This window comes from Curtobacterium sp. Curtsp22 (assembly GCF_059492135.1).
In genome coordinates this window covers 1997019-2019460 of sequence record NZ_CP168519.1, presented here as the reverse complement: position 1 = coordinate 2019460, position 22442 = coordinate 1997019, and the positions used below count along the sequence as shown (strand labels likewise).

The following is a 22442-nucleotide window of genomic DNA, read 5'->3' as shown; positions in this document are numbered from 1 at the left end:
GCCGCCCCCGCGGTGCCGTCACGGCGGCCGTTCCAGGGCGACCCGGGCCTGCCGCACCGGTACCGGCACCGGTACCTCATCCTCGCGGTCTGTTGCATGAGCCTGTTCATCGTCTCGATGGACGCCACCGTGGTGAACGTCGCCCTGCCCTCGATCGGGCGTGAACTCGGCAGCTCGATCTCCGGGCTGCAGTGGACGATCGACGCCTACACGCTCGTCCTCGCCAGCCTGCTGCTGCTCTCCGGCTCCACCGCCGACCGCATCGGCCGCCGCACCACCTTCCAGATCGGGCTCGCGCTCTTCACGGTCGGGTCGCTGCTCTGCTCGCTCGCGCCCGGCGTGGGCTGGCTCGTCGTCTTCCGCATGGTCCAGGCGGTGGGCGGTTCGATGATGAACCCGGTCGCGATGTCGATCATCACCGCCACCTTCGACGACGCGAAGGAGCGTGCCCGTGCCGTCGGCGTCTGGGGTGCCGTCGTCGGTGTGTCGATGGGGCTCGGTCCGCTGGTCGGCGGCGCGCTGACCGACACCGTCGGCTGGCGCGCGATCTTCTGGATCAACGTGCCGATCGGCATCGCGGCGATCGTGCTGACGTTCCTGTTCGTCCCCGAGTCGAAGTCGCCGGAGCCCCGACGGCTCGACCCCGTCGGCCAGGTGCTCGTCATCGTGCTCCTGGCGACGCTCGTCGGCGGGCTCATCGAGGGGCCGCGGCTCGGCTGGACGTCACCGGCCGCCCTCGGGCTGTTCGTCCTCGCCGCGGCGTCCCTCGTCGTGCTCGTCGCCGTCGAGCGCCGTCGCCGCGAACCGCTCATCGACGTCCGGTTCTTCCGGAGCATCCCGTTCTCGGCCGCGGTCGTCACCGCGATCGGCGCGTTCGGCGCCAACGGGGCGTTCCTCTTCCTCAACGCGCTCTACCTGCAGGAGGTCCGGGGCATGTCGCCGTTCCAGGCCGGCCTGTGGACGCTGCCCGCCGCGGTCGCCACGATGCTCGTCTCGCCGCTCTCCGGGCGTCTCGTCGGCTCGATCGGCACCCGGGTCCCGCTCGTCCTCGCCGGCATCGGCGTCGGCGGCGCCGGGGCGATCCTCACGACGATCGACGCCACGACACCGATGTGGGTGCTCGTCGTCGCCTTCGTGCTGTTCGGGTTCGGGTTCGGCATGGTGAACGCGCCGATCACGAACACGGCCGTCTCGGGCATGCCCCGCGCGCAGTCCGGGTCCGCCGCGGCCGTCGCGTCCACGAGCCGGCAGACGGGGGTGTCGCTCGGGGTCGCACTCGCCGGCACCGTGACCGGCGCGAGTGCGGTCGCGACCGTCGGCGCCGAGTTCGCCGTGGCCACGCACGCGATGTGGTGGATCGTCGTCGGCGTCGGTGTGGGGATCGTCCTCGTCGGGTACCTGTCGACCTCGGCTGCGGCGAAGCGCTCGGTCGCCGGCATCGCGCACCTGCTCGACGCCTGAACCGCTCGGGCGACCGACACGCCCGGGATCACGTTTTCGCCACGGTCCTGTCACGATCGCGCGTGCAGCCGACACCTCTGGAGTGAAGGAGGTGGGATGTGGACGTGACGACCGGCACCGACACGGACGAGGCGATCGTCCGTGCGATGGCACGGGGCGACAAGAGTGCGCTCGCCCGGGCGTTCGACCGGTACGCCGCGACCCTCACCCGCTACGCCTGGGCACTCGTCGACGACCGCCAGGACGTCGAGGAGATCGTGCAGGACGCCTTCTTGACGCTCTGGCAGCGTGCCGAGACCCTCGAGCTGCCCGCGGACACGATGCTCCCGTGGCTGCTCGTCGTGTGCCGGAACCACGCGTTCAACACCGGCCGGAAGCAGGCCCGCCGTCGCGCCGACGAGCTCCCCGAGCAGCTCGCCGCACCCGACGACCACGCCGAGGCCCGTGAGCGCCTCCGCTGGGTCCGCGACGAGATCGCCGCGCTGCCCGAGACCGACCGACGCATCTGCGAACTGTGCCTCCTCGAGGGGCACTCCTACGCCGAGGCCGCCGAGATGCTGGGCCTCAGCGTCGGTGCGGTCACCCAGCGGGTCTCCCGATCCCGACGCCGACTCAAGAAGGTGGTGATGCACGATGAACACTGAGCCCCCCGAGGGAGACGACCTGCAGCGCATGCTCGTCTCGATGAAGCAGAACGTCCTCGAACGTGCCACCCCGCGTCCGAAGCGGCGTCGGTTCCGTCCGGGCATCGCGCTCGGCGTCATCGGCCTGCTGGCGATCGGCACCGCAACGGGCGCCGTGGCCCTGTCGCTGTCGCAGCAGGAGTCGCCCGTCGCCGCACCCACCCGGACGCAGCAGCCGGAGCCGTCGCCCTCCGCGACGACCCCGACGTCCGCGCCGATCACCCAGCGCCCGACACCGCGTCCGACCCCGAAGCCGGTCAACACGACGGCGACGATCCCGACCGACTGCCGTGCGCTCGTCCCGGCGTCCGACTACGACCGGTTCTTCGGCGACGTCCCATTGCAGCGGGTGCTCCCGGTCGCGGAAGGGCTGCCCGCTGAAGCGACGCCTCCGCCGGTGGCGGGTAACGGTTCGGGACTGCCGGAGACCGACCTGTACTGCCTGTGGCGTGATCCGGCTGCGGACATCACCGGGCTCGCCGTGACGATGGGGCACGGCACGCCGGAGGAGCTCGCGAACGGAGAGCGCAGCTACTACCAGGGGTGGTCGCCGACGTGCGAGGAGTCCGACGGCATCCGGATCTGCCGGCAGACCAGGCTCGATCCGCAGTACGGCACGGACTGGAGCAGAACCCGCTACGTCCGCGGCGACACCTGGTTGGAGATCGGCCAGACCAACTTCCCGACCGACAACCTGCTGGGTGCGATCGTCGGGGAGATCTGGGGGGACTGACGGCCTGGAGGCGCGTGGCGGGGACGACCCGCGCCTCCAGTCCGTCGGTGGGGTACGACCGGAATCCGGCCGCTCAGCCCGGCTGCGTAGCGACGTCGACGCGCGCCGCCACGATGTCGCGCGCCAGCGTGCGCACCGCGCGGTTCGGCTCCGGACTCGTCCGCATCGCGAGCCCGATGCGCAGGGGATCGACCTCGTCCTCGAGCTCGAGCACCGCACCGTCGTGGCGCACCCCGGAGTCCGGGACGACGCCGACACCGAGGCCGGCCGACGCGAACCGGATCACCGCGGGCATGTCGTTCATCTCCGCGACGATCCGCCGCCGGATCCCGAGCCGCTCCAGCGCGGTGTCGAGGATGATCCGGTTGCCGAAGCCGTGCGCCGTGTCGATGAACGGCTCGTCGGCGAGCTCCGCGAGCGAGACCGAGCGACGACCGGCGAACCGGTGGTCGGCGGCGGTGAAGACCCGGAACGGCATCTCTCGGAGCGGCGCCACCTCGACCCCGGCCGGGACCGCCGGGAGGCCCGTGTAGGCGATGTCCAGCCGCCCGGCGACCAGGTCCTGCACGAGCCCGGTCGTCCCGGAGGGCGAGGTCATGAGCTCCACCGCGACCAGCGGGTGCCGCTGCCGGAACCGTCGCAGCACGCCCGTGAGGTCGACGATGTCCATGCTCGTGAAGATGCCGAGCCGGACCCGTCCCCGCAGGTCGGCGTCGTCGACGGTCGCGAGGTCGTGCATCCGGTCGAGGGACTCCAGCACGGCGCGGGCGTGGGGGAGCAGGTCCTCACCAGCGGTCGTCAGCACGAGGTGCCGTCCGGTGCGGTCGAACAGCCGGACCCCGAAGCTCCGCTCGAGTGACGCGATCCCCGCGGACACCGTGGACTGCGCCGCCCAGAGCCGTTCGGCGGCGCGGGTGACGCTGCCCTCGGCGGCGACGGTGACGAACTGTTCGAGCAGGCGGGTCTCCACCGGCTCAGTATCGATCAGGTCGATGGACGTCATCAAGAGGATCCGTTGGACTCGATGGGTGTTCGGCGGGACGATCGGAGCATGTCAACCGCCACCGCATCCGCTCCCACGTCGTCGACCGCCGCCACCGCGAGCGAGCGCGTCGCCGCCCCGCGCGGACGACGAGCGCACACGCGCCGTCGGCACGGCGTCGGGTTCTGGGCCGTGGCGTTCGCGTTCCTCGCGGTGATGGCGTTCGCGACCGTGCCCGCACCGCTCTACGTCATCTACCAGGCACGCGACGGCTTCCCGACCTTCACGACGACCGTGGTCTTCGCGGCGTACGGCGTGGGTGTCGTCGGCTCCCTGTACCTCGCCGGACACCTCAGCGACGTGCACGGACGGCGCCCGCTCATCCTCGTGTCGGTGGCGCTCGAGCTCGTCGCAGCGGTGCTCTTCCTGCTCTGGAACGACGTCAGCGGCCTCATCGTCGCCCGGCTCGTGACCGGCCTCGGGGTCGGGCTCCTGACGGCGACGGCGACCGCGCACCTCGGCGAGCTGCGGGTCCGGGCGACGGGCTCGCAGTCGTCGGCCGGTGGGGCGGGCGTGGTCGCGGGGGTCGTGAACCTCGGCGGGCTGTCGCTCGGCGCCCTCGTCGGTGGAGCGCTCGCGGAGTTCGTCGGGCAGCCGCTCATGGTGCCCTACGTCGTGTTCGTCGTGGCGTTGGCCGTCGCGTTCGTGGTGGTGCTCGCCGCCCCGGAGACCGTCGACCGTCCCACGTCGCCCGTGCCCTACCGCCCGCAGCGACTGCAGGCACCGGAGGGGCAGGCCGGCGCGTTCTGGACCGCCGGCACCGCCGCGTTCGCCGCGCTCGCGGTGCAGGGACTCTTCACCTCGGTCGCGCCGACGTTCCTCGGGACGACCTTCCACGTGACCGACCGCCTCGCCGCCGGAGCCACCACGTTCGGGGTGTTCGCCGCGAGCGCGGTGTCGCAGATCGTCTTCGCCCGGCTGTCGCAGCGGGCGCAGATCCGTCTCGGGATGGTCCTGCTCGTCGGTGGCCTGGTCGTCCTGGCCGGTGCCGCGGTGGTGCTGCAGGTCGCCGGGTTCATCGGTGGCGGGGTCGTCGCGGGAGCCGGCGTCGGGCTGCTGTTCCGCGCGTCGATCGGCAGCGCGGGCGCCCTCGTCGGCCCGGAACGTCGCGGCGGTGTCCTCGCCGCGACCTTCCTCATCGCCTACGCCGGGCTGACCGTGCCGGTGGTGGCGGTCGGCGCCGCGCTCCTCGTGCTGCCGACGCTGCCCGTGCTGCTCGGGTACGTCGTGTTCGTGGTCGTACTGGCCGTCGTCGCCGGCACCCGCCTGGCGGCGCGGGCCTGAGCGCTGGTCCGCGTCCCGCGCGTCGGCCGCGTTGCGCGTTCGGCCACGTCGAACCACGTTTCCGACATCGCACCACCGCTGGGGCGCGGTGCGATGTCGGGAACGTGGTTCGACTGCGTCCCGCGGCCGGTCCAGGAGGCGCGACACCCGTCCGGCATACTGGGCGCGTGTCCCAGAAGCGCAACCGTTCCGTCATCACCGGCGTCGCCGCCGTGCTGGCCGCCGGCCTCGTGGCCGGTGGCGTCGCACTGACGGCGCAGCGCGGTGCGGACGACCCGGTGCTCGGGGGCACGGCGGCCAGCGTCGTCCCGAGCGCGACCGCCGGCGGGGACGCGACGAAGGACGGCACGGTGACGATCACCCGCACCGGCCCGGACCTGCCCGGCGACGCCGTCCTCGCCCGCTGCGACACGAGCACCCGCGAGACCGTGGCCCGGTACGACACCGAGGCGCTCGGCACGGTCGTGCTGCAGTGCGGGAACTCCGGCCAGGGCTACGAGCACATCCGCGTCCGCCACACCGCGGACTGGGAGGACGTCGTGACCGGCCACGGCTCCCGGGACTGGGACGACGCCATGCTCACCGCGGTGCAGTCCGCCCTCGAGGCACCGGCGACCGGGTACCCGCAGGACGCCGGCGACGGCAAGGTCTGCTTCGCCGCTCCCGTGCGGTTCGACGACGGGTCCCGCCCCGCGGCCGAGCCGTTCGTCCGCGTGATCGTGTCGGCCACCACCGACCGCGTGATCACGGCGTTCCCCACGAGCGACGGCGGCTGCTGACCTCGTCCCCGGCGACGGTGGCGCGCCGGGCACCGCCTAGGCGTGCACCTCGTGCTCGTGCCGCCGGTGCGACGCCGGCTCCAGCTGGAACGTCGAGTGCTCCACGGGGAGGTCGAAGTGCTCCGCCACGCACTGCTGCAGCTCGTCGAGGATCCGCGGGGCGTGCGCCGTCGAGAAGCACTCGTCGTCCACCACCACGTGCGCGGTCAGGTTCGGCACCCCGGTCGCCACGAGGGTCGCGTGCAGGTCGTGCACGGCGATGACGTGGTCGAGCTCGAGGATGTGCCCCCGGACGTCGTCGAGGTCGAGCCCCGGGGGCGTCGACTCGAGCAGGACGTTGGCGGTCTCGCGCAGCAGCCGGATGGCCCGCGGCAGGATGAGCAGCCCGATCAGGATCGCCGCGACCGAGTCGGCACGCTCCCACCCGGTCAGCATGAGGACGACCGCGGCGGCGATGACCGCGACGGAGCCGAGGGTGTCGTTGAGGACCTCGAGCCGGGCGGCCCGCGAGGTGAACCCCTCGCCGGAGGCCCGCAGCAGCACGGCGTACGCCACGAGGTTGCCGACGAGGCCGATGATCCCGAACACGAGCAGCGGACCGGAGTGGATCTCGGCCGGCACGAACAGCCGCTGGATCGCCGAGATGATCACGTAGACGCCGACGGCGAGCAGGATCGCCGCCTGCGCCGTGGCCCCGAGCACCTCGGCACGCTGGAAGCCCCACGTGCGCTGCGCGGTCGGCGAGCGTCGTGCGAGCCGCGTCGCCACGAGGCCGATGCCGAGCCCGCCGGTGTCGACGACCATGTGCCCGGCGTCGACGAGCAGGGCGAGCGATCCGGTCACGACGGCACCGACGACCTCCGCCAGCAGGATCGTCGCCGAGATGCAGAACGCGATGAGCAGTGCGCGCTCGGACGCGTGCCCGTGCGAGTGCCCTGCTCCGTGGTCGTGTCCCATGCGCATCATCGTAGGGATCCGTACCGACGACATGCCAGGATCGGGACGTGACCCGGTCGCCCTACGAGCTGTCCACACCGCCCGACGTGCTGGCCCGGTTGCACCCGCGACTGTCGACGTACTTCGGTGCGGTCCCGCCCGGACACGTCGGCCGTGGCGAGGGCGTCTTCGACGTCGTCGGCACACCCCGCCGCTGGCTCTGGCCGGTGCTCGCGTGGTTCGCCCGCGACGCCGTCATGTTCCCGGTCTGGGAACGGGACGTCCCCTTCACGGTCGAGAACCGCCCGGCTCGCGTCGGTCGCGGGCCGGCGGTCCAGGAGGGTCGGGTCGCCGTCCGCGCGCACCGCACCTTCCGCTTCCGTTCCGGCACCCGAACGATGGTCGACGCCATCACCGCCGGACCCGACGGGCTCGTCGACCACCTCGGTCGCCGTGGGCGCGTCAGCGCCCTGCTCCGGGCCGAGGTCGACGCGCACGGCCCGGACGCGGGCGCCCTGCGCCTGGTCTCCACCCGTGTGTCGTTCCGTGCGCTGGGACGCGAGGTGCGCCTCCCGAGCCGCATCGCACCGCGTGTGACGCTCGTGGAACGATTCGATGACGATGCCGACCAGCAGCGCGTGTCCCTGGTGCTCTCGGCCCCGCTGGTCGGCACGCTGTACCGGTACGAGGGGGCGTTCCGGTACGAGATCGCGCCGGACACAGGACGGGGATGAGATGAGCGACCACAAGGGCCGCGCCGTGATCGCGGGGGCGAGCGGTTTCGTCGGGCAGTACCTGCAGGACGCCTTCCGCGACGAGGGCTACGAGGTCGTCACGATCGGCCGCACCGGGGACGCCGTGTGGGGCAACACCATGCGGATCCGGGAGCTCGTGGACGGGGCCGCACTCGTCGTGAACATGGCCGGCAAGAGCGTCAACTGCCGGTACGGGCGCCGGAACCGGGCGGAGATCATCCGCTCCCGGGTCGACACCACGCTCGAACTGGCCGAGGCGATCCGCACGAGCGAGCACCCGCCGCCGCTGTGGGTGAACGCCTCGACGGCGACGATCTACCGGCACGCCGACGACCGCCCTCAGGACGAGGCGACCGGGGAACTCGGCGAGGGGTTCTCGGTGTCCGTGGCGACCGCGTGGGAGGACGCCCTGTCCGCGATCGACCTGCCCGGCACCCGCCGCGTGGCGCTCCGGATGGCGATCGTGTTCGGCGACGGCAGCGCCCTCGTGCCGTTGCTCCGGCTGGCGCAGGCGGGACTCGGCGGGCCGCAGTACGACGGCCCGTGGTTCCCGACGCGCTCCCGGCTCCGTGCCGGCACCTACCACGTGAACCGGCACACCCGGGGCCGGCAGCGGTTCAGCTGGGTGCACATCGCGGACGTCCTCGGGGCGATCCGCTTCGTCCGCGACCACGAGGACATCGACGGCGCGGTCAACGTGTCCAGCCCGAACCCGTCGGACAACCGCACCGTGATGGCCACCATCCGGGACGCCGTCGGGCGACGCTTCGGGATCCCGACGTGGCGGTGGATGCTCGAGCTCGGGTCGTTCGCGATCCGGACCGAGACCGAGCTCGTGCTGAAGAGCCGGTGGGTGGTGCCGACGCGCCTGGTCGAGGCCGGGTACGAGTTCCGCTACCCGCACCTGCGCGGCGCACTCGCCGGGATCATCGCGGAGCGTCGGCAGCACCGGGGCTGAGCGCCGGCGTCCGCGTCGGCGTTGGCGGGGGCGGGGGCGGGTCGCCGAGGTCGCTCGAACTGCCGCCCAGCCCGTCGGCGGGCGGCACGTCGTGCGACCTCGGCGGAGCGTCCGCGGCGTGTGGTGCGACCTCGACCGGTGACGACGCCGGGCGGGACCGCGCGGGACGGACCCGTGCCGGCCGGTCCCGTGCCGGGCGGGACGACCACAGCACGGCGGCCACGACGACGACCCCGGCCGCGATCTCCACCACGTCCGGCACCTCCCCGAACGCCACCCACGAGGCGAACACCCCGACCACGGGCACGAGCATCGAGAACGGCGCGACGGTGCTCGACGGGTACGCCGCCATCAGCCGCGACCAGATGCCGTAGCCGACGAGGGTCGCCACCAGCACGATGTAGAGCAGCCCGAGGTCCGCCGGCAGCGCCTCCGCGGTGAACGCCGTCCCGAGCGCGTTCCCGATGCGCGACGGCCCCTCGACCACGAACGACAGGACGGCCATCGGCACCGGCGGCACGATCGACCACCACAGCGTCAGGTGCAGCGGGTTGGCCGCCCCGGCCCGACGGGTCGCGACGTTGCCGATCGCCCACCCGAGCGCCCCGCACAGCGCGAGCACGACGGGCAGCAGCGCCGCCGCCTGCGCCCGGTGCACGGCGATCGCCGCCAGCGCCGCTACCGCAATCGTGACCCCGATCACCTGCCGGCCGGTGAGCCGCTCGCGCAGGAACACCCCGGCGAGCACCACCGTGAACGGCGCCGACGCCTGCAGGACGAGCGACGCCAGCCCGGACGGAAGCCCCGCGGCCATGCCGAGGTACAGGAACGCGAACTGCAGGACCCCGAGCCCGAAGCCGACGAGCAGGAGCCGGCCGAACGGGATCCTCGGGCGCGGGACGAGCAGCACGGTCGGGACCGCGAGCAGCGTGAACCGCAGCGCGGCGAGCAGGAACGGCGGGAAGTGCTCGAGGGCGAGGGCCGTCGCGGGGAAGTTGAGCCCCCACACGACGGCGACGACCACGGCGAGGAGACGGTCACGGGTGCGCACGGGTCGATCGTGACCCAGCCGCACCGTTCAGCACCAGCGAAGAGTTCCGTACCGACGTTGTAGGCTCCCTGAATGGTCGGCTTCGACGTGCAGCTCCTCACCGTCCTCCGCGAACTCGCCGAGCGGGGGAGCGTCACCGCCGTCGCCGAGGCCACCCACCGCACGCCCAGCGCCGTCTCGCAGCAGCTCCAGACCCTGCAGCGCCAGGTCGGCGTCCCCCTCGTCGAACGGGTCGGCCGCGGGGTCCGGCTCACCGAGCACGGCCGGGTGCTCGCCGGGCTGGCGAGCGGCGTCGCGACGGCGATCGCCACGGTGGACGCAGCGTGGCAGGAGCACCTCGGCGGCGCGACCGGGCGGGTGGACCTCGCCGTGTTCCCGTCGGCCGCGGAACTCCTGCTGCCCGGCCTCCTCACCCGGATGCGCGAGCACCCCGGCATCGACCTGGTGCTCGTCGACGTCGACGTCAGCGAGGACGCGTTCGGCCCCCTCGCCGCCGACCACGACGTCGTCATCGGGCACCGGCCGGACGGCGCCCCACCGGCCGGCCGGGAGGCGCTCGAGACCGTCCCGCTCCTCCGCGAGCCGCTCGACGTCGCGCTCCCACTCGACCACCGGCTGGCCGCCCGTGAGCGCGTCCGCATCGACGACGTCGTCGGAGAGTCCTGGATCGGGGTGCCGGAGGGCTACCCGATCGACCGGGTGCTCACGGCCATGGCGGCGGCGACGGACACGCCGCCGAGCGTCGGCTTCCGGACGATCCACCTGCCCGTCATCGAGAACCTCGTCGCCGCCGGACACGGGGTGGCGCTCGTGCCGCGGTACACCTCGGGGACCCGGGCGCCCGGTCGCTTCCACCTCGCCGAGCTCGCCGACGTCCGCGCGGGGCGGCGGATCGAGGCGCTCGTCCGGCCGGACCGTGCGGTCCGCCCCGTGGTCCGGACGGTCCTGGAGGCGCTGGTCGCCGAGGCCCTGGACGTCACCACCTGAGGCGGTGACGCCGCCGGCGGGGCCGACCCGCGCCTCCAGGCCGACGCTTGAATGGCCGGGTCCCTGCTCGGGACCCGACCATGTCTGCTCACGAAGCGAGCGCCGCGCGGCGCGTTACACGTCGAGGTGGTCGACGAGCTCGTCGGCGAGGCCCGTGTAGGTCGCCGGGGTGAGGTTCGTCAGCCGGGCCTTCGCGCCGGACGAGATGTCCAGGCCGTTCACGAACGCGACGAGCTCCGCCTGCCCGATGCGCTTCCCGCGCGTGAGCTCCTTGAGCATCGCGTAGGGGTCCTCGATGTTCGACTGTCCGGCGGTGACCTCGGCGCGGATGACCGTCTGGATGGCCTCGGCGAGCACCTCCCAGTTGCGGTCGAGGTCCTCGGCGAGACGCACCTCGTTCACGGCGATCTCACCCAGGCCACGGCGCAGGTTGTCGAGCGCGAGCAGCGAGTGCCCGAACGCGACGCCGATGTTCCGCTGCGTGGTCGAGTCGGTGAGGTCACGCTGGAGCCGCGACGTCACGAGCGTCTCGGACAGCGTGGAGAACAGCGCCGACGAGATCTCGAGGTTCGCCTCGGCGTTCTCGAACCGGATCGGGTTGATCTTGTGCGGCATCGTCGACGAGCCCGTGGCACCCGCCACCGGGATCTGCGTGAAGTACCCCATCGAGATGTAGGTCCACACGTCGGTCGCGAGGTTGTGCAGGATCCGGTTCGCGTGGCGCACCCGGTCGTACAGCTCGGCCTGCCAGTCGTGCGACTCGATCTGCGTCGTGAGGGGGTTCCAGGTGAGCCCGAGACCCTCGACGAACTCGCGGGAGAGTGCCGGCCAGTCGGCCTCGGGGTCGGCCGCGAGGTGCGCCGAGAACGTGCCGGTCGCGCCGGAGAACTTGCCGAGGTACTCGCCGCCCTCGATCTGGGACAGCACGCGCTCGAGGCGGTACACGACCACGGCGAGCTCCTTGCCGAGCGTCGTCGGCGTCGCCGGCTGCCCGTGCGTGTGCGAGAGCATCGGGACGCTCTTCAGCTCGTCGGCGAGCTCGCGGAGCCTCGCCACGACAGCGCGGTACGCCGGCAGCCACACCTGGTCGACGGTGTCGCGGACGGTCAGCGCGTACGAGAGGTTGTTGACGTCCTCGCTCGTCGCGGCGAAGTGCGTGAGCTCGGCGATCGCGTCGAGCCCGAGCTCGGACAGACGACGACGGACGAAGTACTCGACCGCCTTGACGTCGTGCCGCGTCGTGGCCTCGATCTCGGCGAGTTCGGCGATCTGCTCCTGGCCGAAGGTCTCCACGACCCGGCGGAGCGCGGCCTTGTCGTCGACGCTGAGCGGCGACGTGGTGAACATCGCGTGGTCGGTCAGGAAGATGAGCCACTCGACCTCGACCACGATGCGCGCGCGGTTGAGCCCCGCCTCGGAGAGGTGCTCGCCCACCGTGTGCACGATCGGGTAGTAGCGCCCGTCGAGCGGGCTGATCGGCTGCGGGGGAAGGGGGGTCATGGGGCTCCCTGACGGACTGCCGGCTCGAGTTGGCGGAAGAGCGCCCGGCAGGCCCGTTCGACGGTCGAGAGCACTCGGTCGAACTCGTGCCGGTCCGCGTAGTACGGATCCGGTACGTCGGTCTGCTGGGGCCAGGCGTCGTCGTACCGCAACAGGAGCGTCACCTTCGCGGCGTCGTCCATGGTCGGTGCCCACGAGCGCAGGATGCGTTCGTGGGAGCGGTCGAGTGCGACCACCAGATCGAGGTCCGGGAACCGGTCCGGATCGAACTGACGGGCGCGATGCCTGCTGCCATCGTATCCGCGCGCTGCGAGTGCTGCGATCGTGCGCTCGTCGGCGGGCTCGCCGACGTGCCAGTCGCCGGTGCCGGCGGACTCGACCTGGAACCGGTCGGCCATGCCGGCGTCCGCCGCGAGCTGGGCGAAGACGATGCCGGCCATGGGGGAGCGGCAGATGTTGCCGCTGCAGACGAACGAGACCCGGAAGGGGGCGTCGGCGTCCGGGGTCATGGGGACATCATGGCGCAGGGAGCGTCCGTCCGCGACGCTGCTGCTGTCGGGAGGCGCGGTGCCGGTCCGGTCGTCGGCCCACCCCGACGGGGTGCTCGCCGACGGGTCGTCGGCCAGCGTCACGCGCGCGGGCGGTTCAGCACCGGCCGCACGAACAGCCCGATCAGCCACGCGAACACCGCGAGCACGAAGGCGCCGACGATGCCCCAGCCGAACGACTCGACCTGCAGCCCGAAGCCGAAGGCGTCCGAGATCCCGGCGACGATGAGCAGCAGGATCGCGTTCACGACGAACGAGATGAGCCCGAGCGTGAGGATGTAGATCGGGAAGGCCACGATCCGGATCAGCGTGCCGATGACCGCGTTCACGAGGCCGAACACGAACGCCACGAGCAGGTAGGTGAGCACGGTGGCCGTGGTGCCGCCGTCGCCGAAGGGCGTGACGGAGACGCCGCTGACGATCAGCGTGGTGAGCCAGAGGGCGACGGCGTTGACGACGAGGCGGACGAGGAATCGCATGCGTCCATGATGCCCTCCGGCACCCGGATGGGCACCGCATCGCCGTTCTCCCGGCCGGGTAGCCTGATCCCGTGACTGACGAGCGCGTGCACATCCGGCCCGAGATCGCCGTTCTCCCCGCCTACAAGCAGGGGCGCCAGGCCGCGGCCGACGCCTTCAAGCTGTCGAGCAACGAGAACCCGTTCCCGCCGCTGCCCGGCGTCGTCGAGGCCGTGCAGGCGCAGACCGCGTTCAACCGCTACCCCGACGCCACCGCCCTCGCCGTCCGGGCCGTGCTCGCGAACCGCTTCGGCACCACCGTCGACGAGGTCCACGTCGCCCCCGGCAGCGTCGCGATCCTCCACGAACTCGCCAGGGCCACCTCCGGCCCCGGCGACGAGATCGTCTACGCGTGGCGTTCCTTCGAGGCCTACCCGGGCGTCGTCACGGTCGCCGGCGCCACGAGCGTGCAGGTGCAGAACCGACCCGACGGCGGTCACGACCTCGATGCGATGGCCGCCGCGGTCACGGAGCGCACCCGCCTCGTGATCGTCTGCACGCCGAACAACCCGACCGGCCCGATCGTGACCGGCACGGAGTTCGAGGCGTTCATGGCGCAGGTGCCCGCCACCGTGCTCGTGGTCCTCGACGAGGCCTACGCCGAGTTCGTCACCGAGCCGACCGCCGTCCGTGGTGCACCACTGCTCGAGCGGTACCCGAACCTCGTCGTGCTCCGCACCTTCTCGAAGGCCTACGGGCTGGCCGGACTCCGTGTCGGGTACGCCCTCGGCCCGGCGTACGTGCTCGATGCCGTACGCGCCTGCGCCATCCCGCTCTCGGTCACGGCGCAGGGCCAGGCGGCGGCGCTCGCGAGCCTCGAGCGCGAGTCCGAACTGCTCGAGCGCGTGTCCGAGATCGCTGTCCTGCGGGACCACGTCGTCACGTCGCTCCGCGAGCAGGGCTGGGACGTACCCGACGCCCAGGGCAACTTCGTGTGGCTGCCGACCGGCGAGCTGACGGCGCACGCGACGGAGCGCTTCGAGCAGGCCAGCATCATCGTCCGGGCCTTCGGGAACGAGGGCATCCGCATCTCGATCGGGGAGCACGAGGCTGTGGGAACGCTCCTCGAAACGGCACGGTCGCTTGTGGGGGACCTCCAGGCAGCCGAGTAGTCGCTGCCGCTACGCTGGCCCGCATGTCATTCCGCGCCGCGGCCCCCGCGACGACCACCGTCCGGCTCCTCGACCCCGAGGGCCGGTTCGTGGAGACCGACGAGAACGCCGAGTTCGCCGCCGCCGCGCGGGCGATCCCGGACGAGACCCTGCTGGCGATGCACCGCCGGATGGTCCTCACCCGTCGGTTCGACCACGCCGGTCACAACCTCCAGCGCACCGGTCAGCTCGGCCTCTGGGTGCCGAGCCACGGGCAGGAAGCCGCACAGACCGGTTCCGCCTTCGCCCTCCGTGCGCAGGACCACGTCTTCCCGTCCTACCGCGAGCACGCGGTCACGATGCACCGCGGCGTCGAGCCGATGGAGATCATCGCGATGTACCGCGGCCAGACGCACGGCGGGTGGGACCCGGACGAGCGCGGCAACACCCACATCTCCACCCTGGTGATCGGCTCGCAGACCCTGCACGCCACCGGGTACGCGCTCGGGCAGAAGCTCGACGGCGACGTCGGCACGGGTGACCCCGACCGCGACGCGTGCTCGATCGTCTACTTCGGCGACGGCGCGACGAGCCAGGGCGACGTGAACGAGGCGTACGTGTTCTCGGCCTCGACGAAGGCCCCCGTCGTCTTCTTCCTGCAGAACAACCACTGGGCGATCTCGGTACCGGTGTCGGTGCAGTCGCCGACCCCGCTCGTCGACCGTCCGCGCGGCTTCGGGATCCCGAGCGTCCTCATCGACGGCAACGACATCCTCGCCTCCTACACGGCCTCGGTCGTCGCCACCGACCACGCCCGCAGCGGCCAGGGCCCGGCGTTCATCGAGGCCGACACGTACCGCATCGGCGCGCACACGAGCTCCGACGACCCGAGCCGCTACCGCGCCGAGGGCGAGCTCGAGGACTGGGTCCGCCGCGACCCGATCGTCCGGTCCGAGGCGTACCTGCGCTCCAAGGGCGCGACCGACGAGCAGTTCGCCGCGTTCGACGAAGAGGGCGAGGACATCGCCGCCGACGTCCGCCGTCGCACCGTGGCCCTGACACCGCCGTCCGTCGACGTCATGTTCGACAACGTCTACCGCGAGCCGCACCCACTGATCGCCGAGCAGAAGGCCTGGCTCGAACAGTACGAGGCCGGCTTCGAAGGGGGCGCCCACGCATGAGCACCACCGAGCAGCTCTTCGACTACACCCTGCGCTCCCACCCGGGCGCCGGTGAGGTCCCGAGCGACCCCACCCCGACCCTGACGATGGCCAAGGCGCTCAACGCCGGGCTCGCCGCCGCGATGCAGGCGGACGACAAGGTCCTGCTGATGGGCGAGGACATCGGCGCACTCGGCGGTGTGTTCCGCATCACCGAGGGCCTGCAGGAGAAGTTCGGCCCCGAGCGCGTGCGGGACACCCCGCTCGCCGAGGCCGGCATCATCGGCACCGCGATCGGTCTGGCCCTGCGCGGCTACCGCCCGGTCGTCGAGATCCAGTTCGACGGCTTCGTCTGGCCGGGCTTCGACCAGATCACCTCGCAGCTCGCGAAGATGGCGAACCGGCTGCCGGCGCACATGTCGCTGCCCGTCGTCATCCGCATCCCCTACGGCGGCCACATCGGTGCCGTGGAGCACCACCAGGAGTCGCCCGAGGCGTACTTCGCGCACACCCCTGGTCTCCGTGTGGTCAGCCCGAGCACGCCGAACGACGCCTACTGGATGATCCAGGAAGCAGTGGCCTCGAAGGACCCCGTCGTCTTCCTCGAGCCGAAGTCGCGCTACTGGCCGAAGGGTCAGGTGGACCTCGTCGACGGGCACGTCCCGATGCACACCACGCGCGTCGCCCGCACCGGCACCGAGGTCACCCTCGTCGGCCACGGTGCGATGGTCGCCACGCTCATGCAGGCGGCGGAGATCGCCGAGGGCGAGGGCACGAGCTGCGAGGTCATCGACCTCCGCTCGATCTCGCCGATCGACTGGGAGCCGCTCCTGGCGTCGGTCCGGAAGACCGGTCGTCTCGTCATCGCGCAAGAGGCCTCCGGCTTCGTCAGCGTCGGCAGCGAGATCGCCGCGACCGTCGCCGAGAAGGCGTTCTACACGATGCAGGCACCGCCCCTCCGGGTCTCCGGGTTCGACGTCCCGTTCCCGGTGTCGAAGCTGGAGCACCTGCACCTGCCGGACGCCGACCGCGTCCTCGAGGCCGTCGACCGCGCCCTCGCCTACTGACCTCCCTGTCCGAGCTCGACCAGAACGCCGAAGGAGCCGTAGTGGCCGTCGCCGAATTCCCCCTGCCCGACGTGGGTGAAGGCCTCACCGAGGCCGAGATCGTGCAGTGGCGCGTCGCGATCGGGGACGAGATCGCCGTCGACCAGGTCCTCGTCGAGATCGAGACGGCGAAGTCCCTCGTCGAGCTCCCGTCGCCGTTCTCCGGCACCGTCACCGGCCTGCTCGTCTCCGAGGGCGACACCGTCGAGGTCGGCAAGCCGATCATCCGCGTGGAGTCCGACGCGCAGGTCGCGTCCGGTGCGGCGGTCGCCGGCCCAGGAGGCGCGGCACACGTCGCCCAGAGCGTCCCGACCTCGCCGGACGTCACCGCCACCCCGCCGGCACCGGCCGCGCCCGCCGCCCCGGTCGCGCAGACCCCCGCCGCACCCGCTCCGGTGAGTGCGCCGACCCCGCCGCGGGCCGCCACGGCGCCCGCCACCGCTCCCGCGCAGCCCGCAGCCGCACCCGCCCAGCCGGTCGCCGTCGACGCTTCCGTCGTCGGCACGGACGAGTCCTCCGGCGCCGTCCTCGTCGGCTACGGCTCCGCGACCTCGTCGCCGTCCCGCCGGAAGCCGGGCGCCCGCCGGGCCGCAGCGCTCGCGGCCGAGGCGAGCCGCGCCTCCAGTGCCGACGCCGCAGCTGCCGCCGAAGCCGCCACCGACCCCGGTGAGGAGACCACCGCCGAAGCCATCTCCGCGCAGGGCTCCGGCTCGGCGCGCAAGCTCGGTGTGGCGACCAACGTCCTGGCGAAGCCGCCGATCCGGAAGCTCGCCAAGGACCTCGGCGTCGAGCTGAGCGAGATTGTCGCGACCGGCCTCGCGGGCGAGGTCACCCGCGACGACGTCATCCGGCACGCGAAGCAGGCCAGCGTCTTCCGCAACATCGAGACGCCCGAGTGGGGCGACGTCCGCAGCGAGACGATCCCGGTCAAGGGCGTCCGCAAGGCCATCGCGACCGCGATGACCACGTCGGCGTTCACCGCACCGCACGTCTCGCTGTTCGTCGACGTGGACGCCACCCGCACGATGGAGTTCGTCAAGCGGCTGAAGTCCTCGCCGACGTTCGCGGGCGTGAAGGTGTCGCCGCTGCTCCTCGTGGCGAAGGCCGTGATCTGGGCGGTCCGCCGCAACCGTTCGGTGAACTCCACCTGGACCGACCGCGAGATCATCGTCCACCACTTCGTGAACCTCGGCATCGCCGCGGCCACCCCGCGCGGCCTCATCGTGCCGAACATCAAGGACGCGCAGGACATGTCCCTGCTCGAGCTCGCCCAGGCCCTCGAGCAGCTCACCCTGACCGCCCGCGACGGCAAGACCACGCCGGCGCAGATGGCGAACGGCACGGTGTCGATCACGAACATCGGCGTGTTCGGCATGGACACCGGTACCCCGATCCTCAACCCGGGTGAGGTCGCGATCGTGGCGATGGGCACGATCAAGCCGAAGCCGTGGGTCGTCGACGGCGAGGTCCGGTCGCGCATGGTGACGACGATCGGCGCGTCGTTCGACCACCGGGTCGTCGACGGCGACGTGGCGTCCCGCTTCGTGCACGACGTGGCCTCGGTGCTCGAGGAGCCGGCGCTGCTGCTCGACTGACCGCCACCGCCGTTGCGGACTCCCGCATTCGTCGCGTGGTGTTCACACGGATGTCGGTGGGCGGCGGGATGATCGAGGCATGGTCCACCAGCTCCTGATGCCCTCGCAGGAGATCCGAACGGATCGCCTCCTGCTCACCCCGCTCTCACCGGCGGACATCGACGACGTGCATGCGGTCTTCTCCGACGCCCGGACGTGGACCCACCTCCCCGCGGGACGGCACGCGGTGCGGGCCTCGACGGTCGACCTCGTCCAGCGCAAGATCGGCGGTCGGGCACGACACGGGCTCGGCTCGTGGGCGGTCCGCGCCGCGGTCGACCACGCGTTCCTCGGTGTCGGCGGCGTGGACATGACCGCGGCCGGGGTGTGGAACCTCGGCTACCGGTTGGCACCGGCGGCGTGGGGCAACGGCTACGCGACGGAGATAGCGCTCGCGGCGGTGGCTGCGGCGGCGGACGTCGCTCCCGACGTCGCGGTCACCGGGCGGGTGCTGACGAACAACCCCGCCTCGGCGGCCGTGCTCGACCGCGCGGGGCTGCAGCTGGTGTGGCAGGGCTCGACGTCGTCGACGCTGCCGGACGGTGTCGAGCGGCAGGTCTGGGCCGACCGGGCGCTGTCGCGGACGCAGCGGGCCTGGCTCGTCGCGAACGCCTGACCCGCACCGGCAAGGAGCCCGACGGCCCCGAGTGCACCGGTCAGGAGCCCAACGGCCCCGAGCCGTCGTCCCCGGTCGCGAGGGCAGCAGCACCCACGCAGAGCAGCAGGAGCACCGCGGCGAGCGGCGCCACCGCGACCGGCCCCACCGTCAGCAGCAGCACCGCGACGAGGGCGACCACCGCCAGCACGACGGGCCTCACCCGAGGGCCCCGAACAGGGCGTCGGCCTCGTGCGGCAGCTCCGTGCGCAGCGACCACTGCACGGTGTTCCAGTCGTGCCCGCTCCCCGGCGCGAACGCGACCACGGTGTCCGCGCCGGCCGCCCGGGCCGCACTGCCGAGTGCCCGGGCGTTCCGACTGAACTGATGGTCGGCGGACCCGGCCGTGAGCCAGAGCGCGTGCCCGCCGAGGCCGTTCGCCCGCATCTGCGCGATCGGGGCGGCGGCCTTCCAGCGGGCCACCGACCCACCGAACGCCTGGTCGGCGCTGTGCCGCGGGTTCTGGTCGATCGGCTGCAGTTCGCTGGAGATCGCCAGCGCGGCGCCGAACGACCCCGGGTCGGCGGTGACGAACTGCATCGCGCAGGTCGCCCCCTGCGAGAACCCGACGAGGCCCCAGGCGTGCCGGTCCGGCGTCGCCGGGAGGTGCGCTGCGATCCAGGCGGGCACGTCCTCGGTGACGTAGGTCGCGGACTTCCCGAGCGTCGAGTCGACGCACATCGGGTTCCGACCGGGAGCCGACAGCTGGTCGACGGACACGACGATCGGTGCCGATCCGTGATGCGCGGCCGCGTAGGCGTCGAGCACGGTCCCCATCTGCCCGGCGGTGAACATGTCGCTCGGCGCCCCGGGCTGCCCGGCGAACGCGAGGACGACCGGCAGGCGTGCCGGGTCCCGGACGAGCGCGGCCGGCGGCAGGTAGACGACGGCGGGGCGGGCCGGGAAGCCGGAGCGGGTCCCGGGGATGTCCACCGTCCGGACCTCGCCGTGCGCCGGGAGCGCCGCTGCCGGAGCCGCGTGCAGGTCGAGCGCCGGGTACGGGTCGCTCTGCACCACGGTGCCGAGGGTCGGGTACTTGGCGAACTCGACGTTCACCCCGAGTGCGGGGACGAGCAGCGCCGCCGGGACGAGCACGGCGGCGAGCACCCGGCGTCCGCGACCGCCCTGCACGATGCCGGTGACCGCCAGGGCGAGTGCGGCGGTGGCGATCGCGACCCACATCCGCGTGACCGGACTCAGGGCGACGCCGAACAGGTTCAGGACGTCGCTCAGGACCCAGCAGACGAGGAGCACGGCGACGGCGGCCCCGACGGCGACCACGGCGCGCAGCCGGACGGCACGCCAGGCGGACCCGGACCGGGTGTGCCGGAGAGCGGGCAGCAGCACCGCGACGGCGAGCACCGCGAACGCGATGTCCACCGGGACGAGCTTCGACGGCGCCTGCAGCTGGGTGGCGAGCAGCCACTCGGTCGGACTCACGAGCGCGCCGCACCCGCGGCACGGGCCTCGGCCACCGCTCGGGCGTCCGCCGCCGCACGGTGCGCCTGCCGGAGCGCCCACAGGTGCTTCGGGCGCAGGCCCGGCACGTACGCCGACGCCAGGGCCCGGGCGACCCGCGGCACGTGCAACGGCGTCGGGACGACCAACCACAGGGACTCGTGCCGCGCGCCGAACTTCTCCTTGAAGCGCTGCAGCGACCGGAACCCGTACACCGGCTCGAGCACGCGGGCGAGGAGCACCGACCCACGGACGACCAGCGACCGGGCCCCGGCGTGGGCGGCCAGCGGCGTGCCGGAGAGGCTGATCGTGGTGAGGCCGGCCTCGCGGGCACGGAGCGCCGTCCGGGCGATGAGGAACTCCATCACCCCGGGCATCCCGTCGTCACCGCGGCGCATGACGTCGAGCGTGTAGCCGGTCAGCGCTCCCCGCTCGTGGACGGGCAGCCAGCTCGTGACCGCGGTGACGTGCCCGTCGGCGTCGACGGCGAGCATGAGCCGGACGTCCGGGTCGTCGAGCTCGCGGAACCCACCGAGCGTGAAGCCCATCTCCGGCAGACGCCGATCGGCGGCCCACCGCGTGCAGATCGCCTCGACCTCGGCACGACGGCCGGCGTCGAGCGCGTCGAGGGTGGTCCACTCGTCGCGGAGGCCCTCGCGGTCGGCCCGGTTCGACGCGGTCCGGAGGTCCTGCCGCTTCTTGCCGCGCAGGTCGAACGTCGTCACGTCGAGCACGCACTCGACGCCCACCGGCAGCGCGGTCCACCCCTCGGCACCGAGGATCGCGCGGACGGGTTCGTGGACGCTCGTGAATGCGGGCACCCAGCCGTTGCGCTCGCAGAACGTGGTGAAGCCGGCGAGGACATCGGCGCGGTCGGCGGTGGCGCACGCCGGGTCCGAGACGGCGAGGGCGACCTCGCCGCGCACCCGGTAGGCCACGGCGCCGCGTCCGTCCGGGTGGGTCCAGGCTGCGTTCCCGCGCCAGGTGCCCATGTGCCCGAGGGTCCCGGCGTCGCCGTCGCGGAGCATCTCGACGAGGTCGTCACGGCGGGCACCGGCTGCCCGGAACCGCGCCCGGACGAGCCGCGGTCGGAGGAGGAGTACGGCGAGCATCACGGCGGCTGGGACGATCCACGCGCCGAGCAGGGTGACCTGCCACTCGATCGCGTCGAGCCCGAGCCCCTGCCACTGCACCGCGTCGTCCTTGACCGGCTCGATGAGGAAGACGTCGGCGAGCACGACCGTGAGCGTCAGGAGCACGCCGATCGCCAGGGCGATGCCCGTCCGGCGACCGCGGTGCACGAGCCAGGCGGCCAGGAGCAGCAGCACGCCGACGACGACCACGGAACGGTCCGGCATCGCGTCGGCGAACGGCGAGAGCACGCCGTCCGGGTCCGGCACGATCGGGGTCACCAGGGTGCCGGCACCGAGCGCGATGAGGGCGCTCACCACGACCGTCCGTGCGGTGACGCGGGTGGTGCGGCTCTGGGGCCTGGAGGCGCGGCGCACGATCCACGCGCCGGCTGCGGTCCCGAGCAGGGTCGCCAGTGCGCGGGCCAGGTCCGACCCGTGGCCCGCGAAGAGCACGAGGGTCAGCACCACGGTCCAGAGCGCGGCGCGCGTCCGCCAGCGGCGCTGCGCGGGCATCGCCGCCGACGCGGCCCCGAGCAACGCGGCGGCGACGACGGAGGGGGCGAAGAGCGGCTGTCCGACGGCGAACTCGGCGTGTGCCTCGCCCAGCGCCGATCCGATCGTGACGGTGAGGAGGGTCGCGAGGACCCCGAGCAGCGGCGCGCCGACCCCGATCACGAGGGTCCGGAGCGATCCGAGGGAGCGCTCGGCGAGGACGGTCGTCAGGACCACCGCCACGAGGGCGAGGCACGCGACGGGCGGGTGGTGCGGGAAGTCCGGCTCGGAGTGGGCCATCCGCGCGGTCACGACGAGCGCGACCGCGACCACCGCCACGGCGACGGAGACGGGGGATCGACGGAGTCGTCCGAGGAGCGCTGCTGGTGCCACGGTCCCATCCCAGCCGATCGCCCCCGCCGGGGCATCGCTCCACGGCGTGAACCGCGATGGCCGATCGGCCAGGACGGGCTGGCTC

General features: G+C 72.8%; 22 protein-coding genes. 13 read left to right on the top strand and 9 right to left on the bottom strand.

The genetic code is table 11. The annotated features are described in order from the left end of the window. The first annotated feature begins 12 nt into the window (after positions 1-12). The 3 genes from ACEN8D_RS09595 (at position 13) to ACEN8D_RS09585 (ending at position 2877) form a co-directional block, all read left to right on the top strand. Complete coding sequence (locus ACEN8D_RS09595) at positions 13-1461, top strand: DHA2 family efflux MFS transporter permease subunit (protein WP_495601245.1); 1449 nt, start codon at positions 13-15, stop codon at positions 1459-1461. Between the two features lie 104 nt (positions 1462-1565). Beyond that, positions 1566-2105 (top strand): RNA polymerase sigma factor, encoded by a 540-nt coding sequence (locus ACEN8D_RS09590; protein ID WP_309888350.1) that lies wholly within the window; start codon positions 1566-1568, stop codon positions 2103-2105. Next, positions 2095-2877, top strand: a complete 783-nt coding sequence (locus tag ACEN8D_RS09585; protein ID WP_413398875.1) for a hypothetical protein — start codon at positions 2095-2097, stop codon at positions 2875-2877. Before ACEN8D_RS09590 ends, ACEN8D_RS09585 begins: the two co-directional genes overlap by 11 nt. A 73-nt stretch (positions 2878-2950) precedes the next feature. Here the strand turns inward: ACEN8D_RS09585 and ACEN8D_RS09580 are convergent, their stop codons facing one another. Next, positions 2951-3880: a LysR family transcriptional regulator gene (locus tag ACEN8D_RS09580; protein ID WP_309778155.1), complete on the bottom strand. Its 930-nt coding sequence runs from the start codon at positions 3878-3880 to the stop codon at positions 2951-2953. Between the two features lie 48 nt (positions 3881-3928). On the opposite strand from ACEN8D_RS09580, the gene ACEN8D_RS09575 reads away from it, so the two are divergent. Both ACEN8D_RS09575 and ACEN8D_RS09570 read left to right on the top strand, forming a co-directional pair. Then, positions 3929-5203 (top strand): MFS transporter, encoded by a 1275-nt coding sequence (locus ACEN8D_RS09575; RefSeq protein WP_413398876.1) that lies wholly within the window; start codon positions 3929-3931, stop codon positions 5201-5203. 167 nt (positions 5204-5370) lie between these two features. After that, complete coding sequence (locus ACEN8D_RS09570; RefSeq protein WP_309778159.1) at positions 5371-5982, top strand: hypothetical protein; 612 nt, start codon at positions 5371-5373, stop codon at positions 5980-5982. Between the two features lie 36 nt (positions 5983-6018). On the opposite strand, the gene ACEN8D_RS09565 is transcribed toward ACEN8D_RS09570, so the two are convergent. Continuing rightward, positions 6019-6939 (bottom strand): cation diffusion facilitator family transporter, encoded by a 921-nt coding sequence (locus ACEN8D_RS09565; protein WP_413398877.1) that lies wholly within the window; start codon positions 6937-6939, stop codon positions 6019-6021. 47 nt (positions 6940-6986) lie between these two features. On the opposite strand from ACEN8D_RS09565, the gene ACEN8D_RS09560 reads away from it, so the two are divergent. Next, entirely contained in the window at positions 6987-7652 is a 666-nt protein-coding gene (locus ACEN8D_RS09560; protein ID WP_309778161.1) for a DUF4166 domain-containing protein, read from the top strand. 1 nt (position 7653) lies between these two features. After that, complete coding sequence (locus ACEN8D_RS09555) at positions 7654-8631, top strand: epimerase (RefSeq protein ID WP_413398878.1); 978 nt, start codon at positions 7654-7656, stop codon at positions 8629-8631. Here ACEN8D_RS09555 and ACEN8D_RS09550 read toward each other — a convergent pair. Next, positions 8600-9682 carry an EamA family transporter gene (locus tag ACEN8D_RS09550; RefSeq protein ID WP_495600994.1) on the bottom strand — a complete coding sequence of 361 codons (1083 nt, stop codon included), beginning with the start codon at positions 9680-9682 and terminating at the stop codon, positions 8600-8602. The two genes, ACEN8D_RS09555 and ACEN8D_RS09550, sit on opposite strands and share 32 nt — an antisense overlap. A 72-nt stretch (positions 9683-9754) precedes the next feature. On the opposite strand from ACEN8D_RS09550, the gene ACEN8D_RS09545 reads away from it, so the two are divergent. Next, on the top strand, positions 9755-10669 hold the full coding sequence (locus ACEN8D_RS09545) for a LysR family transcriptional regulator (protein WP_413399042.1): 915 nt from the start codon (positions 9755-9757) through the stop codon (positions 10667-10669). 114 nt (positions 10670-10783) lie between these two features. Here the strand turns inward: ACEN8D_RS09545 and purB are convergent, their stop codons facing one another. The 3 genes from purB to ACEN8D_RS09530 all read right to left on the bottom strand — a co-directional run bounded on the left by purB (position 10784) and on the right by ACEN8D_RS09530 (position 13196). Beyond that, positions 10784-12169 (bottom strand): adenylosuccinate lyase, encoded by a 1386-nt coding sequence (gene purB, locus ACEN8D_RS09540; RefSeq protein ID WP_070417158.1) that lies wholly within the window; start codon positions 12167-12169, stop codon positions 10784-10786. Continuing rightward, entirely contained in the window at positions 12166-12678 is a 513-nt protein-coding gene (locus tag ACEN8D_RS09535) for a low molecular weight protein-tyrosine-phosphatase (RefSeq protein WP_070419277.1), read from the bottom strand. Before ACEN8D_RS09535 ends, purB begins: the two co-directional genes overlap by 4 nt. Before the next feature lie 119 nt (positions 12679-12797). Further along, complete coding sequence (locus ACEN8D_RS09530; protein WP_309778167.1) at positions 12798-13196, bottom strand: phage holin family protein; 399 nt, start codon at positions 13194-13196, stop codon at positions 12798-12800. 71 nt (positions 13197-13267) lie between these two features. Here ACEN8D_RS09530 and ACEN8D_RS09525 point away from each other — a divergent pair, with 71 nt between their 5' ends. The 5 genes from ACEN8D_RS09525 (at position 13268) to ACEN8D_RS09505 (ending at position 18842) form a co-directional block, all read left to right on the top strand. Further along, a complete protein-coding gene (locus tag ACEN8D_RS09525) occupies positions 13268-14347 on the top strand; it encodes a histidinol-phosphate transaminase (protein ID WP_413399041.1) in 1080 nt (359 codons plus the stop codon). 23 nt (positions 14348-14370) lie between these two features. Next, entirely contained in the window at positions 14371-15507 is a 1137-nt protein-coding gene (locus ACEN8D_RS09520; protein ID WP_071295537.1) for a thiamine pyrophosphate-dependent dehydrogenase E1 component subunit alpha, read from the top strand. An 86-nt stretch (positions 15508-15593) separates the two neighbouring features. Further along, a complete protein-coding gene (locus tag ACEN8D_RS09515; RefSeq protein ID WP_070419276.1) occupies positions 15594-16553 on the top strand; it encodes an alpha-ketoacid dehydrogenase subunit beta in 960 nt (319 codons plus the stop codon). 41 nt (positions 16554-16594) lie between these two features. Next, the gene (locus ACEN8D_RS09510; protein WP_495600993.1) at positions 16595-18187 is read left to right on the top strand and encodes a dihydrolipoamide acetyltransferase family protein; all 1593 of its coding nucleotides are present in this window, start codon (positions 16595-16597) and stop codon (positions 18185-18187) included. A gap of 79 nt (positions 18188-18266) precedes the next feature. Next, on the top strand, positions 18267-18842 hold the full coding sequence (locus ACEN8D_RS09505; RefSeq protein WP_413399869.1) for a GNAT family N-acetyltransferase: 576 nt from the start codon (positions 18267-18269) through the stop codon (positions 18840-18842). 40 nt (positions 18843-18882) lie between these two features. On the opposite strand, the gene ACEN8D_RS09500 is transcribed toward ACEN8D_RS09505, so the two are convergent. Genes ACEN8D_RS09500 through ACEN8D_RS09490 form a run of 3 tightly spaced genes read right to left on the bottom strand, consistent with a single transcriptional unit; the run spans position 18883 to position 22357 of the window. Further along, positions 18883-19044: a hypothetical protein gene (locus ACEN8D_RS09500; RefSeq protein ID WP_309778173.1), complete on the bottom strand. Its 162-nt coding sequence runs from the start codon at positions 19042-19044 to the stop codon at positions 18883-18885. Further along, positions 19041-20321, bottom strand: a complete 1281-nt coding sequence (locus ACEN8D_RS09495; protein WP_413461599.1) for an alpha/beta hydrolase — start codon at positions 20319-20321, stop codon at positions 19041-19043. The genes ACEN8D_RS09500 and ACEN8D_RS09495 overlap by 4 nt, the downstream gene beginning before the upstream one ends. Next, on the bottom strand, positions 20318-22357 hold the full coding sequence (locus ACEN8D_RS09490; protein ID WP_413461600.1) for a bifunctional lysylphosphatidylglycerol flippase/synthetase MprF: 2040 nt from the start codon (positions 22355-22357) through the stop codon (positions 20318-20320). Before ACEN8D_RS09490 ends, ACEN8D_RS09495 begins: the two co-directional genes overlap by 4 nt. Between the last annotated feature and the right edge of the window lie 85 nt (positions 22358-22442).